We start from the raw sequence: 16,287 nt of genomic DNA, 5'->3' as shown, positions 1-16,287 counted from the left end.
TTTGAATACACAATAGCCATCCCGGGATTCAACCGACTCCTTTACTCACCCTGGTGAGATTGAATAAAAACAATCCAGCATACTTCTACGAATAAAACCCATACAAACAACCTGAGATCCACTGATTTCAGAAAACAGAATTCATCATTTGATTTGAGAGCCCCATGCCAAAATTCATCATCAAGACAGGCAAATATCAGGGAAAAAAACTAAAACTTCCCGACAGAGATATCACGGTCGGGCGAGACTTGGAATGCGATATCCGTGTTTCTGATTCTGACGTCAGCCGTATGCACTGCCAGATCAAAATCCGCGACGGGAAACTGTTCGTGGATGACCTGGAAAGCCGCAACGGAACGTTCATCAACGACATCGCCATCCAGACAGAAACGCCTCTTCAGGCGGGAGATCTATTGAGAATCGGGCCGATGGTCTTCGAATTAGCCGGCACGAAAACCAAGATCAAAAAGCCGACGAATCTGGAACCAGATCAAGCGGCGCCGCTGTCAGACGATGATATTTCGAGCTGGCTCTCGGAAGAAGTGACTGAGACCGAAACGTCTACTGCCGGTGACACCACGGTGATTCCTACTTCAAATATGCCGCCCGCTGATTCGAACCCCGCACCCAAAAGCCCGAAAAAAAAGGAATATCACTCGGTCGCCGAGGAAGCCGCTGACATTATCAAACAGCACTGGGAACGCGTGGCACAACAGAAACGGGAAAGTGAGTAATACTTCTCATTGCCAACAAGTCTTTCTACAATCACGATTTAAAGTCGATTTACCATCCGTGTGAGCCATGGGGCCACACCCATTTTTATTGAAATGACATCGCTGTGCGTATTATTGCAGGAAAATACCGTCGCCGAAAATTACACGTGAATCCCGGTCAGACCACGCGTCCCATTACCGACTTTGTGAAAGAAGTCCTCTTTGAATGGCTGGGAGATACCGTCAAGGAAAGACGTGTGGCCGATATCTATGCCGGCACAGGCTCACTCGGCCTGGAAGCACTCAGCAGAGGCGCTCGCAGCGTTGTATTTATCGAGCAGGACCGCAAGGCACACGAGCTCCTCAAACGCAACGTGGAAACCATTGGCGCGGATGAAGAAACACTCTGCTGGAGAACCAATGCCCTGCTCTCCTCGTTCCGCCCGAAAAACGTCCCGGATTTTGTTCCCTTCGATCTGATCTTTTTCGATCCCCCTTATAAGATGCTCGACGATCTGAAACCCGGATCCAGACTCTACGAATCGATGGAACGGCTCGCGCGGGAAACTGTTTCCTCAGACGACTGCCATCTGATCCTCCGCGCACCGCGAGACGCCGAATTCGAATGTCCGCCAATTTGGGAAGAATATGATCTACTGCAAAAATCGAGCATGGATCTGCACTTCATGAAAAAACGACAAGGCCAGACCCCATGAAACATCGCTCTGTTTTCCGATCCTGTTCCTGGAAATTGATCGCCACACTCCTGCTGGTAGCCTTCTCCAACCAGATTGCCCGTTCGGAAAATGAGACGCCCCCGGCGAAATTCAAAACGGTGCTCCACGTCCCCTATGATTCCTCAATCCGCTTCGGCAAGCATTTCAAAAGCCTCGACATCTACGCTCCTGAATCAGGCAAGAATCACCCCATCGTGATCTGGGTGCACGGCGGCGGCTGGAAAATTGGTGATAAGCGCGGCGTCGATAATAAACCGCTGGCTTTCACGCAACACGGTTACCTGCTCGTCAGCATCAACTATCGACTCCACCCTGGTGCCACTTATGATCAACAGGCACAGGACGTCGCACAGGCCATTCACTGGGTTCGTGATCATGCCCGGGAATACGGCGGGAATCCCGATCAAATCTTTCTGATGGGGCATTCGGCCGGCGCACACCTGGTTGCGTTGGTGTCGCTCAACCCGACTTATCTCAAACAGCAGTCCCTCTCGCTGAAAACCATCAAGGGCACGATTTTACTGGATGGCGCCGGCTATGATATCACCGATCGCATCAAGACCGCGGGCAGGACGGGCAAAAAAATTTACACCAGCGTATTCGGCGAGGACGAGAAAACCTGGAAAGCAGCCTCGCCGCTGACGTATGTCCGCAGGAATCGATCCATCCCCCCGTTTTTGATTCTGCATGTCGCCGACCGGGCCGACTCCAAACGACAATCGGAAAGCCTGGCCAAAAAACTCAAAGCGAATCGGATCGACGTCAGTGTCATTCCTGCGCCGGGCAAAACTCATATGACGATCAATCAAGAAATTGGTCTTGCCAATGATATGCCTACTCAGAAACTATTTGCGTTCCTCAACCACATTACGGGAGCATCAAAAGGCCGGAAAACGCACTGATCAGGTTTCCAGAGTCTTTTCAGACTGCGTCCGCTTAATTGCCTGCGGGAGATGCGGTTTTGTCGCTTTACCTTCCTGCAACAAAGGGGCTTTTGCCGCTGCTGCCTCCTGCTCTTTTCTCAGCGAAGTCACAATCAGCGAACCCAGCGGTCCCGCCAGCAACGCCGGCAAGAAAATAATGTCCGCCAATAAGGCCGCCGCGATCAGAGCACACATCAAGATCCCAAAGCGGCTCACCAGCAGCAATTCTGCCGGGTACAACATTGCCAGACTGATTCCCACCGCAGCACTGGTCTGCCACATCGCCGGGCCACAATGTCCCAAGGCTGCAGCGACGGCTTCGCTCTTGGTCTTGCCTTCTTCAATGCCGATCTTGAACCAGGTCAGCAAATGCAGGGTCCCATCCACGGCAATCCCCAGCGCCACCGAGGCGGTAATCATCGTGCCGATATCAACGGGCATTTTCATCCAGGAGATCAACCCGAAGACCACGCCGATCGGCATCAGGTTCGGCAACATGGTAATCAAGCCGGCTGTCGGACTGCGGAGCAGAATCATCATCACCACCGCAATCACGGCAAAGGCCAAGCCGAAACTCTTAATCAAACTTTCGAGCACCGCCTGCTGAGTTCGCAGGAACAGCGGAATCGTCCCCGTTACCAGATGCGTCGTGCCCGCGTGATCACGCAATACCGACTGCGTTACCTGGTTCAGATCTCGCGTCAGATGACCGTAATTCAGGTCGGTCATAATCGCGACCTGGGCGGTAATCCGCCACATTTCGTCTCCTTTTTTCACCGTCACTTCACGGGGGCCGTTGGCCGATTCCTGTTCCAAATCGATTGAGTCATCAGCGATATGCACAAACGATTTGGCGGTCGCCGAATGCGGGGTATTCGTTTCTGTTTCTGAGTCCTCAGAATCGGGTGTCAGGCTTTTGAAAACTCGTTTTTTCGTGATCAGAGCCCGTCTGTTATACATTAACTTTTTCGCGGTGCTTGCATCTTCGGGCGGCGGTTCTGTGACCGGACTAAAATCAGCCAGCGATACGGAACCGCTGATTTCCGGATGCTCAGCGATTTTCTGTTGAATCTTGCGAACCAACTCGACCCGCTCAACAAAATTCATGTTTTTCTGAGCGGTTTCATCGAAGCAAATCACCGTATCGACGGGCGTAATCCCCGACAGGTTTTCTTCCAGGAATAAATAATCCTGAATCACGCGGGAGGAGTCCGGAAAATATTTGATGACCTTCGTTTCTGTCCGAAACCATTTGAAGCCGTAACAGGAGGCAGCAAAAATCACCAGGCAACCCATCGACACCATAACCTGATGCCGGGATAACACACGCCCGAACTTCTGCCAGTGTCTGGTATCAACCTCAGATTCTTTGGGAGGCTTGGCCGGCCACAACTGTAACAATGAAGGCAAGCCGTACAAGACCATCAACAGCGAAATTAGACAGCCAATTGATGCGTACAGACCGAAATCACGCACGGGTGCGAGCGGGCTGGTCATTAACGAAGCCAAACCAATGGCGGTTGTCAGGCTGGCCATCATGCAGGGAGCCCGCGCCATTTCCACGGCTTGTGCCACCGCGTTTTTCATGTCGACATGCGCGGCATGTTTCCAGTAATTGGCCACATGAATCGAACCGGACAGCGTCAGCACCGTCAACAGGGTCGGCATCACGACCAGAACCATATTCATGGTTCCCCCCGTCAAAGGCACCACAGACACAGCCACAAACGTAGTATAATAAGAGACCAACAGGACCAGGCAGGAAAGCCGTACGCTGCGTAACATCAGAAATGCCAAAGCAATTCCAATCAACCCGGAAAACAGTGTCACAGACCGCTTATGAAACTGCCAGGCAGGATAGGCCGTATTCCAGGAAGACTCTTTGACCATTCGATTCAGGGCGGCTCCCGCGACAGGGCGGCCCCCCATATGCAGGCCCGCTTCCGGGATGCCCGCTTTAAACGCGGCAGATTTGACGGCAGCAACCGCAGCTGCATGGTCGGCGTCTCCCGTATCGGACAATTCGATCGCAACGGCAATCGGCGTCCCCACAGCAAAAAAGCAATCTTCCACCAGAGCGGGGTGCGTGGTCGCAGATTTACTATTCTGTTCTGATTTCTCAGACTGAGAGTCAGGCAGAATCGTCGGCCGCTTCAGAGACAGGGCCAATTGCTTGATCTGGTCAGTCAGTTTGGAATCGGGCTGCATCCGCGGCCAGGTCACTTGAAAATCATGCGACGGAATCGCAGCAACCAGCGCTTTGAAATCGACCTGCTCTTCGTCATCATTGGCAGGGGTCTCGACGACTTCCGCCTGCGGATTTGATTCATCGACGATCTCCACCCACTCTTTAAAAGCAGGCTTCACGGTCAGCACGATGCCTAATTCGCTCTTCGCTTTGGTGATCAGTTCTTGAATCGTCTGATCCTGCCTTTTACGGCCGGCTGCGGTGAGCTGAATTTTCAGAGCTCCGGTCCCCAGCAACACGCCTTTCATCCGCTCTTGCGCTTCGGCCGGCTCAATCTTGTTTTCCACCATCTTCTGGATGGCATCCTGAGGCGTGACAACATTCTGAATATAAGGCGAACCGCCGCGATAAATCCCGTCTTCGTCAGGAGTCCCCAACAGCAGGGTTTTCAGGCGACTGGCCCGCAAGTCCGTCAGCGAACTCCCTTCCCACGAGAGCAGGACCCGGTCTTCAATGCCAAAACTGTGACGGTGCCAGGAGAGAACTTTTGATTGGGGATCGTTGGGAGGCAACCAGTTCTCAACGTTGTTTTCCTGTCGGATCTCACGCAAAACCCCGAACAACACAGGGGTAATGAAGATCATGAAAACCACAACCCATAACGAGAGACTATGTCCCCACGGATCGCGCTTTTGAAAAAACGAAGCCATTAACTATTCCAATTGCCCCAAGAGGCTTTATCAAATCAATGAATCTCAGCCGTTCCACAATGAAGGCGAAATTCAAATTGAAAATTGTTTGATCCTGAAATGCTCATCTCATACATCTGACTTGAGTTTAATTCCAGAGAATACCAGAGCTTTTTCAAATCAGCTCCCCTGAATTGTCACTCTTTCACAATCTGAATCAATCTCGAATGTACAAAAAAACGGAAAAGCTCTCTGCTGATTCCGTTCTGATATCACTTTTTACGATCGCCCCGCATCGGTATTTTTCGTCGTCGTATCGGGTTGAACTTGTCGCAACACAAACAACATTTGTGTTTGTGATGAAGATTCTGATAATGATACCAATTTTGCGGATTATAGCAGCAGGAATTCCCTCTTAGAGGCCCTGCTTACCAGCAAAAAACAGAAAAAAACAGGCCTTCTCCCTCGTGATGGGACTTCCTGTTCAGCGCAGCAGGCAGAAAACGGGCCTCGAAACGGCATGAAATATGAACATAACACCACAATACAGCGGCGATTATTCGGCGGTCTCGGGATCAAATCCCTTCAGCAGTTCTTCATCCCACTCGTCCTGCAACGGCCAATCGATGGCACACGTCCCAAAATCGGCCATATGCAGGTATGTATTCAAACGATCAATAGTCGCCTGCAGCAGTTCTTTTTTGTTCCGAAAAATGGGACCATGGCTGGGTAGCAGCCATTTGGCATCGCAGTCGCGGATGCGCTCCAGGGACTTGATGAAATCAGGAATATCGGACCCGTGATGGGCATCAATGTGTCCCACACAGCCGTCACGATAGATGTTATCACCGGAAAACAGCAAATCGCCGAAACGAAAGGCCAGCTGACCGTCGGTATGACCGGGGGTATGCCAGACTTCCAGCTGGATGTCCTTCCCCAGCTCAATCACATCACCTTCATTGACTTCCCGATCCACCTTGCAGGCAGGCATATCGATCGAAATTCCCTGCGCACTGATCTCGGCATAAGTACTGATCCGATCTCCGACTTCAAGCAAGCGAGCCGCACTTGGGTGCGCTATGACTTCTGCTGCAGGCAATAACTCTTTGGCACGGCTCAACCCCTGAATGTGATCCACATCAGCGTGCGTGGCAATCAGATATTTACAATTCGCCAGCGGAAAATCCATCTGGCGGATCATCTCGATGATTTCGGAAACCGTATCTTCGTACCCGATATCAATCAACAACCATTCATTCTGATCATTGAATACGAGGTAAACACAACATCCCAAACGCTGTCTGGCCTGATAGTTGATTTCGATAACGTGTGGAAAAACTTCGCGGCGGGGCAACATTCCCGTTAGCTCCTCGTATGGTTAAGCTCAGTGATTGATTTCGTTCGTTCAGAAAAGCAAAGACTGCTTGAGAGCCTTGCAGGAACAGCATTCCTAAAACGGACGCCCGACAGATGGGAACCCCTCAAAGCCAGTCTCAGTGATCCCGTCATTCTATGCGGGCCAATTCACTGAAACAACCATTATCAAAGCAGATGTAGGGGTATATGTCCGATTTTCAAGGGAAACCAGCACGCTGATGCAAACCCTCATCACTCAGGAAAACCAGACAATCAGAGCCGCTTTACAGCTTCCAGTATTTCGGCAGTCCGGGTTTCGTTTCGATCAGAATCTCCAGAATCGCCCGCCGATCTTCGGCACTCAAGTGGGCATACTGCTTGCCTTGCTCTTTGCCGGTCAGAATATCCCATAGTCGCTGATACACAAAATCCAGAATCGGGCGCGGCAGCGCATCGAATGATTCCGAATAGATCAGAAAACTGCACGGATACTTAAACAGTCGTTGCTCCAGATCAAAGTCTCGCAACGAACGCCCTTTCTGATCCCGCGGGCCGGCCAGGGGAAATTCCGTTTGAAAACGAGAAACGCCGCGAACCGGGTCTTCCAGCGCCAACTCATCTACAAACAGCATGTAATCCACCAGTCGATTCGCCGAGCTCGCAAACCGCCGTTTGGTACTGTCACTCTGAAACGTCGCCTTCCGTTCCAGCATCTTGTTCATCACCGCCGCATCCCGCTCTGTAATCCGACCTTCAAACTGCGCCCGCGTAATCAGATTATGCATCTTCGTCTGATGCTCCAGCACCATCAGCGATACGATATCACTATGCGGGGTCAGATACTCCTCGGTATCAAACCACCTCTCCAGATCGACGGCGTTCGCTCCGCGATCGCGATTCAGATTACTCGAACTGTCCCCGCTGCGAAAAATCAGATTTCCCATGTGTCGCATTTTTCCATGCGTGCCCGACACATACCAGCCGCCCCAGCGTTCCTCGAAGGGGCTGGAATGATCGCTGCGATACGTCCCTTCACGAAAGACAGGCATCCCGTCCGGCCCCGGATAAACCGACCGCATGATATGCCCCGGCACTCCCTGCGTCATCGACGAAGCATGGCACTGAGTGCATTCAAACGTTTTTCGCACAAACGCAGGCTTGGAAGACTCGGTCTGAGAAAGCGTATAAAACACCGTGCCTAGTTTGGCATCACTGGCAGACACTTCCAGCACGGAACCACCCTGCACAAACCCGATATAGAGATCGTCATTAAAATACAACGCACGCGGCGACTGTGGATCGATGTGCTTGACCTGCAAACTCGTCTTGGAAAAGACCAGCACCTGGGAAGAGACCGGAATCTCCAGCGACTCCAGCACCGAAGCTAAATAACCGGTTCGCCTTTTCCGATCGTAAGACAACGTCACCTTGCCGGCATCCAGTTTTTTCTGCAGACGCGTGATCAGATTCTCTGGCTTCGACGTATTATAATTGATCGGCGCCTCTTCAAAACTGACCTGCCCGAACAGTGCCGACGTCTGGATGCAACAACAGACAAAACACAGACCAATCGACCGCAGACCGCGCAGGAACACTTTTTTGGATTGAGACGCGAATCGAATCACTTCAAACGCATGCATCTGACATTCATTCTTTCAAGGTGGGAATCAATCACACAATTCAGCAAATTACCGTAACCAATTGTGTGAGGCAGGAAACTAAAACTTATATCGGATATTAATATCCATTTTAATCAACTTTTTTACGATGTCAACTGACTTTTCTATCTGATCATATCGACCTAAACTAAGGAATAACAAGATTTTTCAGATACAATTCCATATTCATTATGGATCAATTCAAATGAAAGCTGTCTTATGAAACCTGCTCCGCGTCAAATCCTGCTCACGATTGCAGTTCTGTTTTTCAGCCTGACGTTCGCACATTTAAAAAGCCACGCCGCCGAACCACAAATTCGCATCCTGATGATCGGCGATTCGACCATGGCCACCTATCACAAACCTCCGAAAGACCGTCCCGATCTCACCGGCTGGGGTCAAGTGTTTGGTGAGTTCTTTACTGATGATGTGACTGTTCTCAATCGCGCCGCCTCCGGTCGCAGTTCGAAAAGTTTCATCAAAGAAGGTCGCTGGAAAAAAGCGGTTGCAGAAAAGGCCGATTATCTATTTATTCAATTTGGCCACAACGACTGCCCCGGCAAAGGGGACCGTGAGACCGATCCCAAGACAACCTATCAGGACTATCTGCGTCAATACATCGACGAAGCCCGCGCCGCCAACATCAAACCAGTGCTGGTCACCCCTATGACACGCAGACAATTTCAAAACGGAAAGATCATGACCATTCTCCGCCCCTACGCGGAAGCCATGCTCAAAGTCGGTCGCGAAAAGAACGTGCCCGTCATCGACCTGCATCAGAAAAGCGTGACTCTCTTCAACCAACTGGGAGACGCCGGCAGCAACGACTTTAGCCCCAGCAAATCCGACCGCACCCACTTCTCCCGAAAAGGCGCCCGCGAAATCGCCCGCCTCGTCGCGGAAGAAATCCCCACTACTGTCCCCGACCTGAAACCGTATCTCAAACAATCTGCAACTACCAACTGAAAATACATTTATTTCTCATCAATATCAGACCACCGGGGTGCCACTGTTGGCTTGTCCAACAGTGCGCGAAAAGTGGTTTCCAAACGACTTATTTTCACACAAATCAAATGGCCCCGAATGCGATTCACCCCCGCGCAGCGAGCAGGAAGTCCCAGAGCAATCGCACGATTTTGACTCAAGTGATCCGATCATAACATATTTTAAAAGTAGGAAATCGTCATCAGAACTGATCGATTTCCCTGCCACCTCCTGTTGCCTGCGGCAATCTCGGATTTTATCCGAGACCACCCAGTCAAAATTTTTCGTGTTTTTCGTATTAGAAAAACGACCGTGCAGTACACGGTTAGCTACTCACCATCTGTCCGATCTAAATACTCGTCCAACAGTGCCTGCTTGAAGGCATCCAAATGCGAATATTGAAGCTGCAACACAGAGAGAACCAGGAACCGTTCTCCCTTAAGCATCACATGAAAGTACATTTATTGCACGGTTCGACACTCAAGCGAGAAACCGTTGCTTCCCGGAGTTTGCGATACTCGGGCGAATTATAGACTTCCAGCACATGTTGGTCGTTCACATTGCCAATCGGGAATTCCGCCTGACCGTCGGCACAGCAGTGAGCGACTTCACCGGTCGCCGTAATCGAAAGTTCAAACCAGCGCTCACACCCCATATTGGGCACTTCATTCACCGTCAATCCCTCGACCTGCCCCATCCATTCCATCCGGGGAAAAACACTCACCTGAAACAACGGATAATTGATGCCCACCCAATCCACAAATTCACGGTCAGCAATTGTCCCATCACCCACGCGCGAAAGAACCACAGGAAAATAAACGTCCCCTTCGGTAAACGCATCGTGAATCATCTCTAGACGCTGTCGCGTCCGCTGGTAAGGCAGGCTCATCACCCGCTCATACTCCTGTTCGCGGTGGTCGTTGAACGAGATCCAGAGATATTGAATGTTCTTGACCTCCTGCAACGCTTCGAGTTTGTCTTCTGTAATCGGTGTTGAATTGGAAGTCAGTGCAATCTTGGCTTGAGGCAACAGATCATTAATTTTTTCCAGAACATCAAACAACCGGACATCCAGAAACGGCTCACTCACCTTGAACGGCGAAATCTGCAGATTCATCTCGCGGGGGATCTCGGTCAACTCATTCAGAATCTTATCAATCAGCTCATCGCTCATTTTGGTGTGCTTGCGATTGAGATTCGGATACGGACAGAAATTACAGCTCGCATTACACCGGGCCTGCGTTTCCAGATGCACATGCTTCGGATAGTCCATATAGAGAGAATGACGCATCCGGGCGATCCCCGCATCATATTCGGCGCGCTGTTGACAGAAGTGATAAGGGCTTACTATTTCCAGCGTTTTTTCCACCATTTTGAATGACTCTTCCATGAATCAAAGAGAAGTGATCTGTTTTGCGCCGCGAGGATCGCAGACATCCCGTTTTTTGTCAACGAGAATTCGCCGCGCCTATACATTTGAAAACAACATGTTTTTTCGAGTAGATCTAAGGGAAAACTCTCAAACGCATCCGCAATTCAAAAACCGGTATGATTCCATTGTCGGCTCAACTTTGTATGATTCATGAAAGAAACCCGCTGTTCCATCAAGAAGAATCATGCTTAACTCATAATACTGAAAGCAGTTACCCGATGCACAATTTCGCCGATCGTTTACACGCCGCCATTCAGAACAAAAAAACACCCGCCCTGGTCGGCCTCGATCCCCGCTTTGACTGGCTTCCCGCAGAAATTGTCTCGGCTGCTGAAGAAAAACATTCCAGCAAAGCCGACATCGTCGCCGCCGCCTTTGAAGAATTCTGTTTTCGCATTATCGACGTCGTCGCCCCCCTTGTTCCCGCCGTCAAACCCCAGGCCGCCTTCTTCGAAGAATGGGGGCCCGCCGGTTGTGCCGCTTTGCAACGCGTCATCAAAAAAGCACGTGACGCCGGCCTCGTTGTTATCTGCGACGCCAAGCGGGGCGACATCGGCTCCACCGCAGAAGCCTACGCCCGCGGCTACCTCGCCGGCGAAAACCCTGACAGTGCTATCTGGGCCGCCGACTGCCTGACCGTGAATCCGTATCTGGGTAGCGACACGCTGGAGCCGTTTGTGAATGTCGCCGTCGAACGGGGTGCGGGCATCTATGTCCTCGTCCGCACCAGCAACCCCGGCGCCGGCACATTTCAGGATCGCAAAACGGAGGGCACCAACCTCTATGAATGCGTGGCCGCCGCCGTCGAAGAACTCGCGCTGAAAACGAAAGGTGCGGGTAACTACGGTTCCATCGGCGCTGTGGTCGGCGCCACCTACCCCGAAGAACTCAACCAGCTCCGTGCGCTCATGCCACACACGCCCTTGCTCGTCCCCGGTTATGGCAGCCAGGGCGCTGGTGCCGGTGATGTCGCGGGCGCCTTCGATGAACAGGGCCTGGGTGCGATCATCAACAGTTCGCGCGGCATTAACTTCGCCATCCGCAAAGCCCCCTATTCAGAAAAATTCGCCCCCGAAGAATGGGAACAGGCGATCGAAGCCGCCACACATGATATGATAGCCGATTTAGCCACGCACACCCCCGCGGGTAATTTACAATGAATGACCACGCAGCCACATTCCGCAAAGCGTCACAGCATCTGAGAAAAGCAGATCCGCGTCTGAAAACCGTCATCGATACCGTCGGTCCCTGCCCGCTCAAACCATACCGCTATCGCTTTGCTCTCCTGCTGCGTTCGATTGTCTCACAACAGATTTCTACCTCGGCGGCCCGCACGATTTACAAACGTCTGCATGCACTCACGGGAAAAGGCCAACCCACGGCAGAAAAAATCATGCGACTCTCGCACGAACAACTCCGCTCAGTGGGTCTCTCTACCCAGAAAGCCAATTACGTGCATCACCTGGCAGAGATGGTTCTGGAAAACAATGTCCGCCTGCATCAGATGCACCGCATGACCGATGAAGAAGTCACTGCAGAACTGATTCAGGTCAAAGGCATCGGCCAGTGGACCGCGCAAATGTTTCTGATGTTCGGCCTCTGTCGACCCGATGTCTTCCCTCACGATGATCTGGGAATTCAAAACGGCATTCAGCAGATCTATCAACTCAAATCCCGCCCCGACAAACAGACCTGCATCGAAATTGCAGAGCGTTGGCAACCCTATCGTACCGTCGCCAGCTGGTACTGCTGGCGGACCCTCGAAATGGAGACTCCCGACGGTCCCTGGTAAACTCGAACTCACGCTGACTCTTTCCAATAACCGGGAACATCATGACTGATAAGTTTCGCTGCTATCAACTCGATAAAAACAAACAGCAGAAAATCACCGCCGACATTGAAACGGTCCCCTACGATGCCCTGCCTCCTGGCGCAGTCACCATTCGTGTGGTCTACTCCTCGGTGAATTATAAAGACGCCCTCGCAGCGACTGGGCATCCAGGCGTCGTGCGAAAATTCCCCCACGTTCCCGGCATCGACGCCGCCGGTTATGTCGTGGAATCCGAGTCCGATCAATTCCAGGTGGGCGATCCGGTCGTGGTCACCAGCTATGAACTCGGCGTCGAACGCTGGGGAGGCTGGGCCGAGTTGATCCGCGTTCAGCCCGAGTGGATTGTCCCCCTGCCCAAAGGGCTCACGCTCAAAGAATCCATGATCCTCGGCACCGCCGGCCTCACCGCGGCGATGTGCGTCGACAGTATCATTCATCATCATATCACCCCTGACGCAGGCAATATTCTCGTCACCGGTGCTTCCGGAGGCGTCGGTTCCTTCTGTGTCTCGTTACTCAGTCAACTCGGATATCAGGTGACCGCGGTCTCAGGCAAGCATGCACTGCACCAGCGACTGCTTGAACTCGGCGCCACGAAAGTCATCGACCGACTGGAGATCGATCTCAGTTCCGACAAACCACTGCTCAAAGGACATTGGCCCGCCGCCATCGATACCGTCGGCGGCTTCCTGCTCAGCCATGTCATTCGTTCAATTCAACCCCACGGCTGCGTCGCCGCCTGTGGCAATGCGGGAGGCGCCCAGCTGGACCTGACCGTCTTCCCCTTCATTCTGCGGGGCGTCACCCTCGATGGAATTGACTCCGCTTGGTATCCCATCGAACGCCGAACGGCTCTCTGGCAGAAACTGGCCACCGACTGGAAACTGCCCGATCTCGGATCCCGCGCGAAAGTCATCAGCCTGGAACAGGTCGAGGAGACCGTCGAAAGTCTCTTGAACCGCACACACCAGGAACGCACCATCATCAAAATCAGCGAAGAATAACAACGCAGACAGCGCGTAAAAAAAGAAACCACCCGTTCCCGAATGGCTTCTTCGATTGATTGAGTCTCAACCCACGATTTAGTACCGGGCCAGGTCAGCTGCTTCTGCTTTGAGATTCAAACCGCTCACAATCCGCTGCGCTTCGTTGACCATGAATTTGACTTCAGAGCCACACGCAATAAATCGCCAGCCTTCCGCAATCCGCTGCTCGACCGCTTCCACCGTCTGCACATGCAGGCCAACAGGCGTGCCGGTCTTCTTTCCGGTTTCCAGAATGCGCTGCAGCATCGCTTCCAGTTCGTCAGGCGAGGGATGCACGCCGGTCGCTTTGCTCATCTGGAATGTCAGGTCGTTGGGTCCCACAAAAATTCCATCCACGCCGGGCAGGCTGTAAATTTCTTCCGCGTTCTCAACTCCTTCGGGAGACTCGGTCTGCAGAATCACCAGAATCTCATCGTTGGCGTGTTTGTAATAGTCGCCGGCTGTCGCATCGAAGTTCATCGCATGCAACACACCACCCACAGAGCGGTTCCCGAGCGGCGGATACTTGACCGCGTCGATGACTTCTTTGGCCTGTTCGACCGTGTTGATCATGGGTGCAACAATGCCGTGTGCGCCGGCGTCCAGCGCCCGCTTGATCAATTCATATTTTCCCAGGGGAACCCGGCACAGAGGAACGCAGCCCGCGTCGGCAATCGCACCGAACAGCAGCCCTGCCTGTGACCAGTCGATCGGCGAATGCTCCATATCTACTGTCAGCCACGGAAATCCCACGCGGGCCATCAGACGGGTCATCATCACATCCCCCGACGAGAGCCATGTTCCTACTTGAGGTTTTCCTTCACTTAACGCCGCCTTGACCGGGTTCTTTTTCATCAGTCTGAAATTCTTTCCTGTAATCGATTTGAAATAAATAGTCTGTCTGTACCGCTATGCGGTTTCTCCATTCTCGACAGGCTCATAGTGGATTGCAAGCCAAACGCTTTCCCGATCGGCGGCGGTCGCCTCAACCCGGTGCCGACAATGAGCGGGAATGTTCACCGCATCGCCGGGAACCAGCGTTCGCCCCTCGGTTTCCCCCTCAAATCGCAGGACCGCCGCGCCCGAGAGCAAAACCACCCATTCTGCATGCTGTTGATCATACCACTGCCCCTCCCGCGTCGCCTGCCCCGTCGAAACAATCCGCTCCACCCGGAAAGTCTGGCCCCGAAATAGCTCATCAAACACTTCCGCATCGGGCAGTGTCGAAAAGGGAGTCAGTAGATTCTTGATTTCAGGAACCATCGTCGCTGCCTCGCAATTGTCAGGTGATTTAGGGAGTAAGCAGATCAGCGTGTACTGTAAGCGCACAAGCACCACACAACAACCGTTCCCCATCCATTAACAACTGCAAACCTGCTTGCCGCTACTTCAGGGAACTGGTAGCATGAATTTCTCGCCGACAACTGATTCCTCCCTGCCGATGGAGCCTCCTATGAAAATCACAGGCGTCGAAACGTTTCTCGTTGATGTTCCTTTGCAAGTCCCGGTCTCCCCGTATCAATCCCGCTATATTTTCTCTACATCCACCGGCGCCCTGTTGATCCGCCTTGAAACCGACGCCGGCATCATCGGCTGGGGAGAAACACCACAACGGCTCTCCTTTCAGAACGCTGTCAGCTTCACCGGCGACGAAGCCGACTACTTCCGCCCGATTCTGCTCGGCAAAGACCCGACCGACATCGCTGCCCTGTATGCCGACTGGGGCATGGAAGAACCGTACCTGCAGTCAGTGGTCGAAATGGCCTGCTGGGATATCCTCGGCAAGCAGGCCGAACTCCCCCTGCATCGTCTGCTGGGCGGCCTGTATCGCGACCGCGTCGAAGTTACCTGCTGCATGGGCATCCGCGGCCCGGAAGAAGCCGCCGCCATCGCCAGACATTATGTCGACCTCGGCTTCTCGACCCTTAAAACCAAAGCCGGGCGTGATCCCGAAGAAGACCTGGCAATGGTTCGCGCCATTCGCGAATCCGTCGGCGACCGTTTGAATCTCCGCATCGATCCTAACATGGGCTACACTCCCGAAGTCGCCCTGCAACTGGCCAAAGATCTGGAACCCTACGAGCTGCAATACTTCGAACAGCCGATGCACAAAGACCTGCTGCAGGAATCGGCCGACATCCGCAAGCAGACAAGCACTCCGCTCGCGCTCAATGAATCCGTCACCACGATGGCCAATGTCCGCAAGATTCTGGAACTCGATGCAGCGCAGTACCTGCTCCCCGACACTTACCAGTGCGGCGGCATCTGGGCCGTCAAACTGGTGGGCGAAGTCGCCGCCTCAGCGGGCGTCCCCTGTATCTTCCACTGCGCCCACGACCTCGGCCTCCGCACCGCCACCATGCTGCACATGGCCGCCTCATCACCGAATTTCCCACTCGCCAACGACTGCACCTACTATAGCCTCGAAAACGACATCATCACCGACCGGTTTGAAATTAAAGAGGGCACCATCGCCGTACCCACCAAACCCGGTTTAGGCGTCGAGATCGACGAAGCCATGCTGAAACGCTACCTCGTCAACAGCTCGGTAGAGTAATTCTCTGATTAAAGACTGGGTGGGACCGAATGAAATTCGTTCCGAGCGAAGCGAGCAGGAAATAGACAGAGAACACCTGGGATATTCTTCTTGCGCCCCTACGCGAGAAACACGGCGATCAATGCTTTCAAAACCGGTCACTTTCCCTGCCACATCCTGTTGCCTGCGGCAAAACTTTTTCGTGTGCTTTCGTG

At 52.7% G+C, this 16,287-nt stretch carries 14 protein-coding genes; 8 read left to right on the top strand and 6 right to left on the bottom strand.

Translation table 11 applies throughout. The annotated features are described in order from the left end of the window. The first annotated feature begins 164 nt into the window (after window positions 1-164). The 3 genes from Pan241w_RS03135 (at window position 165) to Pan241w_RS03125 (ending at window position 2,352) form a co-directional block, all read left to right on the top strand. Entirely contained in the window at window positions 165-734 is a 570-nt protein-coding gene (locus Pan241w_RS03135; protein WP_145210831.1) for an FHA domain-containing protein, read from the top strand. Between the two features lie 104 nt (window positions 735-838). Continuing rightward, window positions 839-1,429, top strand: a complete 591-nt coding sequence (rsmD, locus tag Pan241w_RS03130) for a 16S rRNA (guanine(966)-N(2))-methyltransferase RsmD (protein WP_145210828.1) — start codon at window positions 839-841, stop codon at window positions 1,427-1,429. Then, window positions 1,426-2,352: an alpha/beta hydrolase gene (locus Pan241w_RS03125; RefSeq protein ID WP_145210825.1), complete on the top strand. Its 927-nt coding sequence runs from the start codon at window positions 1,426-1,428 to the stop codon at window positions 2,350-2,352. The genes rsmD and Pan241w_RS03125 overlap by 4 nt, the downstream gene beginning before the upstream one ends. Here the strand turns inward: Pan241w_RS03125 and Pan241w_RS03120 are convergent, their stop codons facing one another. The 3 genes from Pan241w_RS03120 to Pan241w_RS03110 form a co-directional block, all read right to left on the bottom strand. Beyond that, a complete protein-coding gene (locus tag Pan241w_RS03120) occupies window positions 2,353-5,271 on the bottom strand; it encodes an efflux RND transporter permease subunit (RefSeq protein ID WP_145210822.1) in 2,919 nt (972 codons plus the stop codon). Window positions 5,272-5,806: 535 nt separating this feature from the next. Continuing rightward, window positions 5,807-6,607, bottom strand: coding sequence for an MBL fold metallo-hydrolase (locus Pan241w_RS03115; protein WP_145210819.1), 801 nt, complete (start codon window positions 6,605-6,607; stop codon window positions 5,807-5,809). Window positions 6,608-6,890: 283 nt separating this feature from the next. Further along, a complete protein-coding gene (locus Pan241w_RS03110) occupies window positions 6,891-8,246 on the bottom strand; it encodes a hypothetical protein (RefSeq protein WP_145210816.1) in 1,356 nt (451 codons plus the stop codon). A gap of 237 nt (window positions 8,247-8,483) precedes the next feature. Here Pan241w_RS03110 and Pan241w_RS03105 point away from each other — a divergent pair, with 237 nt between their 5' ends. Further along, a complete protein-coding gene (locus Pan241w_RS03105; RefSeq protein ID WP_145210811.1) occupies window positions 8,484-9,230 on the top strand; it encodes a rhamnogalacturonan acetylesterase in 747 nt (248 codons plus the stop codon). 463 nt (window positions 9,231-9,693) lie between these two features. Here the strand turns inward: Pan241w_RS03105 and Pan241w_RS03100 are convergent, their stop codons facing one another. Continuing rightward, window positions 9,694-10,620: a radical SAM/SPASM domain-containing protein gene (locus Pan241w_RS03100; RefSeq protein WP_145210809.1), complete on the bottom strand. Its 927-nt coding sequence runs from the start codon at window positions 10,618-10,620 to the stop codon at window positions 9,694-9,696. Window positions 10,621-10,898: 278 nt separating this feature from the next. Between Pan241w_RS03100 and pyrF the strand changes: the two genes are divergently transcribed. Genes pyrF through Pan241w_RS03085 form a run of 3 tightly spaced genes read left to right on the top strand, consistent with a single transcriptional unit; the run spans window position 10,899 to window position 13,515 of the window. Beyond that, entirely contained in the window at window positions 10,899-11,840 is a 942-nt protein-coding gene (gene pyrF / locus Pan241w_RS03095) for an orotidine-5'-phosphate decarboxylase (RefSeq protein ID WP_145210806.1), read from the top strand. Continuing rightward, window positions 11,837-12,472, top strand: a complete 636-nt coding sequence (locus Pan241w_RS03090) for a DNA-3-methyladenine glycosylase family protein (RefSeq protein WP_145210803.1) — start codon at window positions 11,837-11,839, stop codon at window positions 12,470-12,472. Before pyrF ends, Pan241w_RS03090 begins: the two co-directional genes overlap by 4 nt. Before the next feature lie 41 nt (window positions 12,473-12,513). Next, on the top strand, window positions 12,514-13,515 hold the full coding sequence (locus Pan241w_RS03085; RefSeq protein ID WP_145210801.1) for an oxidoreductase: 1,002 nt from the start codon (window positions 12,514-12,516) through the stop codon (window positions 13,513-13,515). 78 nt (window positions 13,516-13,593) lie between these two features. Here the strand turns inward: Pan241w_RS03085 and Pan241w_RS03080 are convergent, their stop codons facing one another. Beyond that, window positions 13,594-14,391, bottom strand: a complete 798-nt coding sequence (locus Pan241w_RS03080) for an HpcH/HpaI aldolase family protein (RefSeq protein WP_145210798.1) — start codon at window positions 14,389-14,391, stop codon at window positions 13,594-13,596. A 54-nt stretch (window positions 14,392-14,445) separates the two neighbouring features. Continuing rightward, a complete protein-coding gene (locus tag Pan241w_RS03075; RefSeq protein WP_145210795.1) occupies window positions 14,446-14,799 on the bottom strand; it encodes a cupin domain-containing protein in 354 nt (117 codons plus the stop codon). 142 nt (window positions 14,800-14,941) lie between these two features. Between Pan241w_RS03075 and Pan241w_RS03070 the strand changes: the two genes are divergently transcribed. Beyond that, window positions 14,942-16,093, top strand: coding sequence for a mandelate racemase/muconate lactonizing enzyme family protein (locus Pan241w_RS03070; RefSeq protein WP_145210792.1), 1,152 nt, complete (start codon window positions 14,942-14,944; stop codon window positions 16,091-16,093). The last annotated feature ends 194 nt before the right edge of the window (window positions 16,094-16,287 follow it).

It is taken from the genome of Gimesia alba, from assembly GCF_007744675.1.
Taxonomy (GTDB): domain Bacteria; phylum Planctomycetota; class Planctomycetia; order Planctomycetales; family Planctomycetaceae; genus Gimesia; species Gimesia alba.
This window is presented reverse-complemented; position numbering and strand designations above follow the sequence as displayed.

Excerpts from the sequence above, each read along its gene's own strand:
- Pan241w_RS03135 (WP_145210831.1), top strand. The coding sequence starts at position 165 with ATGCCAAAATTCATCATCAAGACAGGCAAATATCAGGGAAAAAAACTA.
- Pan241w_RS03125 (WP_145210825.1), top strand. The coding sequence starts at position 1,426 with ATGAAACATCGCTCTGTTTTCCGATCCTGTTCCTGGAAATTGATCGCC.
- Pan241w_RS03120 (WP_145210822.1), bottom strand. The coding sequence starts at position 5,271 with ATGGCTTCGTTTTTTCAAAAGCGCGATCCGTGGGGACATAGTCTCTCG.
- Pan241w_RS03115 (WP_145210819.1), bottom strand. The coding sequence starts at position 6,607 with ATGTTGCCCCGCCGCGAAGTTTTTCCACACGTTATCGAAATCAACTAT.
- Pan241w_RS03110 (WP_145210816.1), bottom strand. The coding sequence starts at position 8,246 with ATGCATGCGTTTGAAGTGATTCGATTCGCGTCTCAATCCAAAAAAGTG.
- Pan241w_RS03105 (WP_145210811.1), top strand. The coding sequence starts at position 8,484 with ATGAAACCTGCTCCGCGTCAAATCCTGCTCACGATTGCAGTTCTGTTT.
- Pan241w_RS03100 (WP_145210809.1), bottom strand. The coding sequence starts at position 10,620 with ATGGTGGAAAAAACGCTGGAAATAGTAAGCCCTTATCACTTCTGTCAA.
- pyrF (WP_145210806.1), top strand. The coding sequence starts at position 10,899 with ATGCACAATTTCGCCGATCGTTTACACGCCGCCATTCAGAACAAAAAA.
- Pan241w_RS03090 (WP_145210803.1), top strand. The coding sequence starts at position 11,837 with ATGAATGACCACGCAGCCACATTCCGCAAAGCGTCACAGCATCTGAGA.
- Pan241w_RS03085 (WP_145210801.1), top strand. The coding sequence starts at position 12,514 with ATGACTGATAAGTTTCGCTGCTATCAACTCGATAAAAACAAACAGCAG.
- Pan241w_RS03080 (WP_145210798.1), bottom strand. The coding sequence starts at position 14,391 with ATGAAAAAGAACCCGGTCAAGGCGGCGTTAAGTGAAGGAAAACCTCAA.
- Pan241w_RS03075 (WP_145210795.1), bottom strand. The coding sequence starts at position 14,799 with ATGGTTCCTGAAATCAAGAATCTACTGACTCCCTTTTCGACACTGCCC.
- Pan241w_RS03070 (WP_145210792.1), top strand. The coding sequence starts at position 14,942 with ATGAATTTCTCGCCGACAACTGATTCCTCCCTGCCGATGGAGCCTCCT.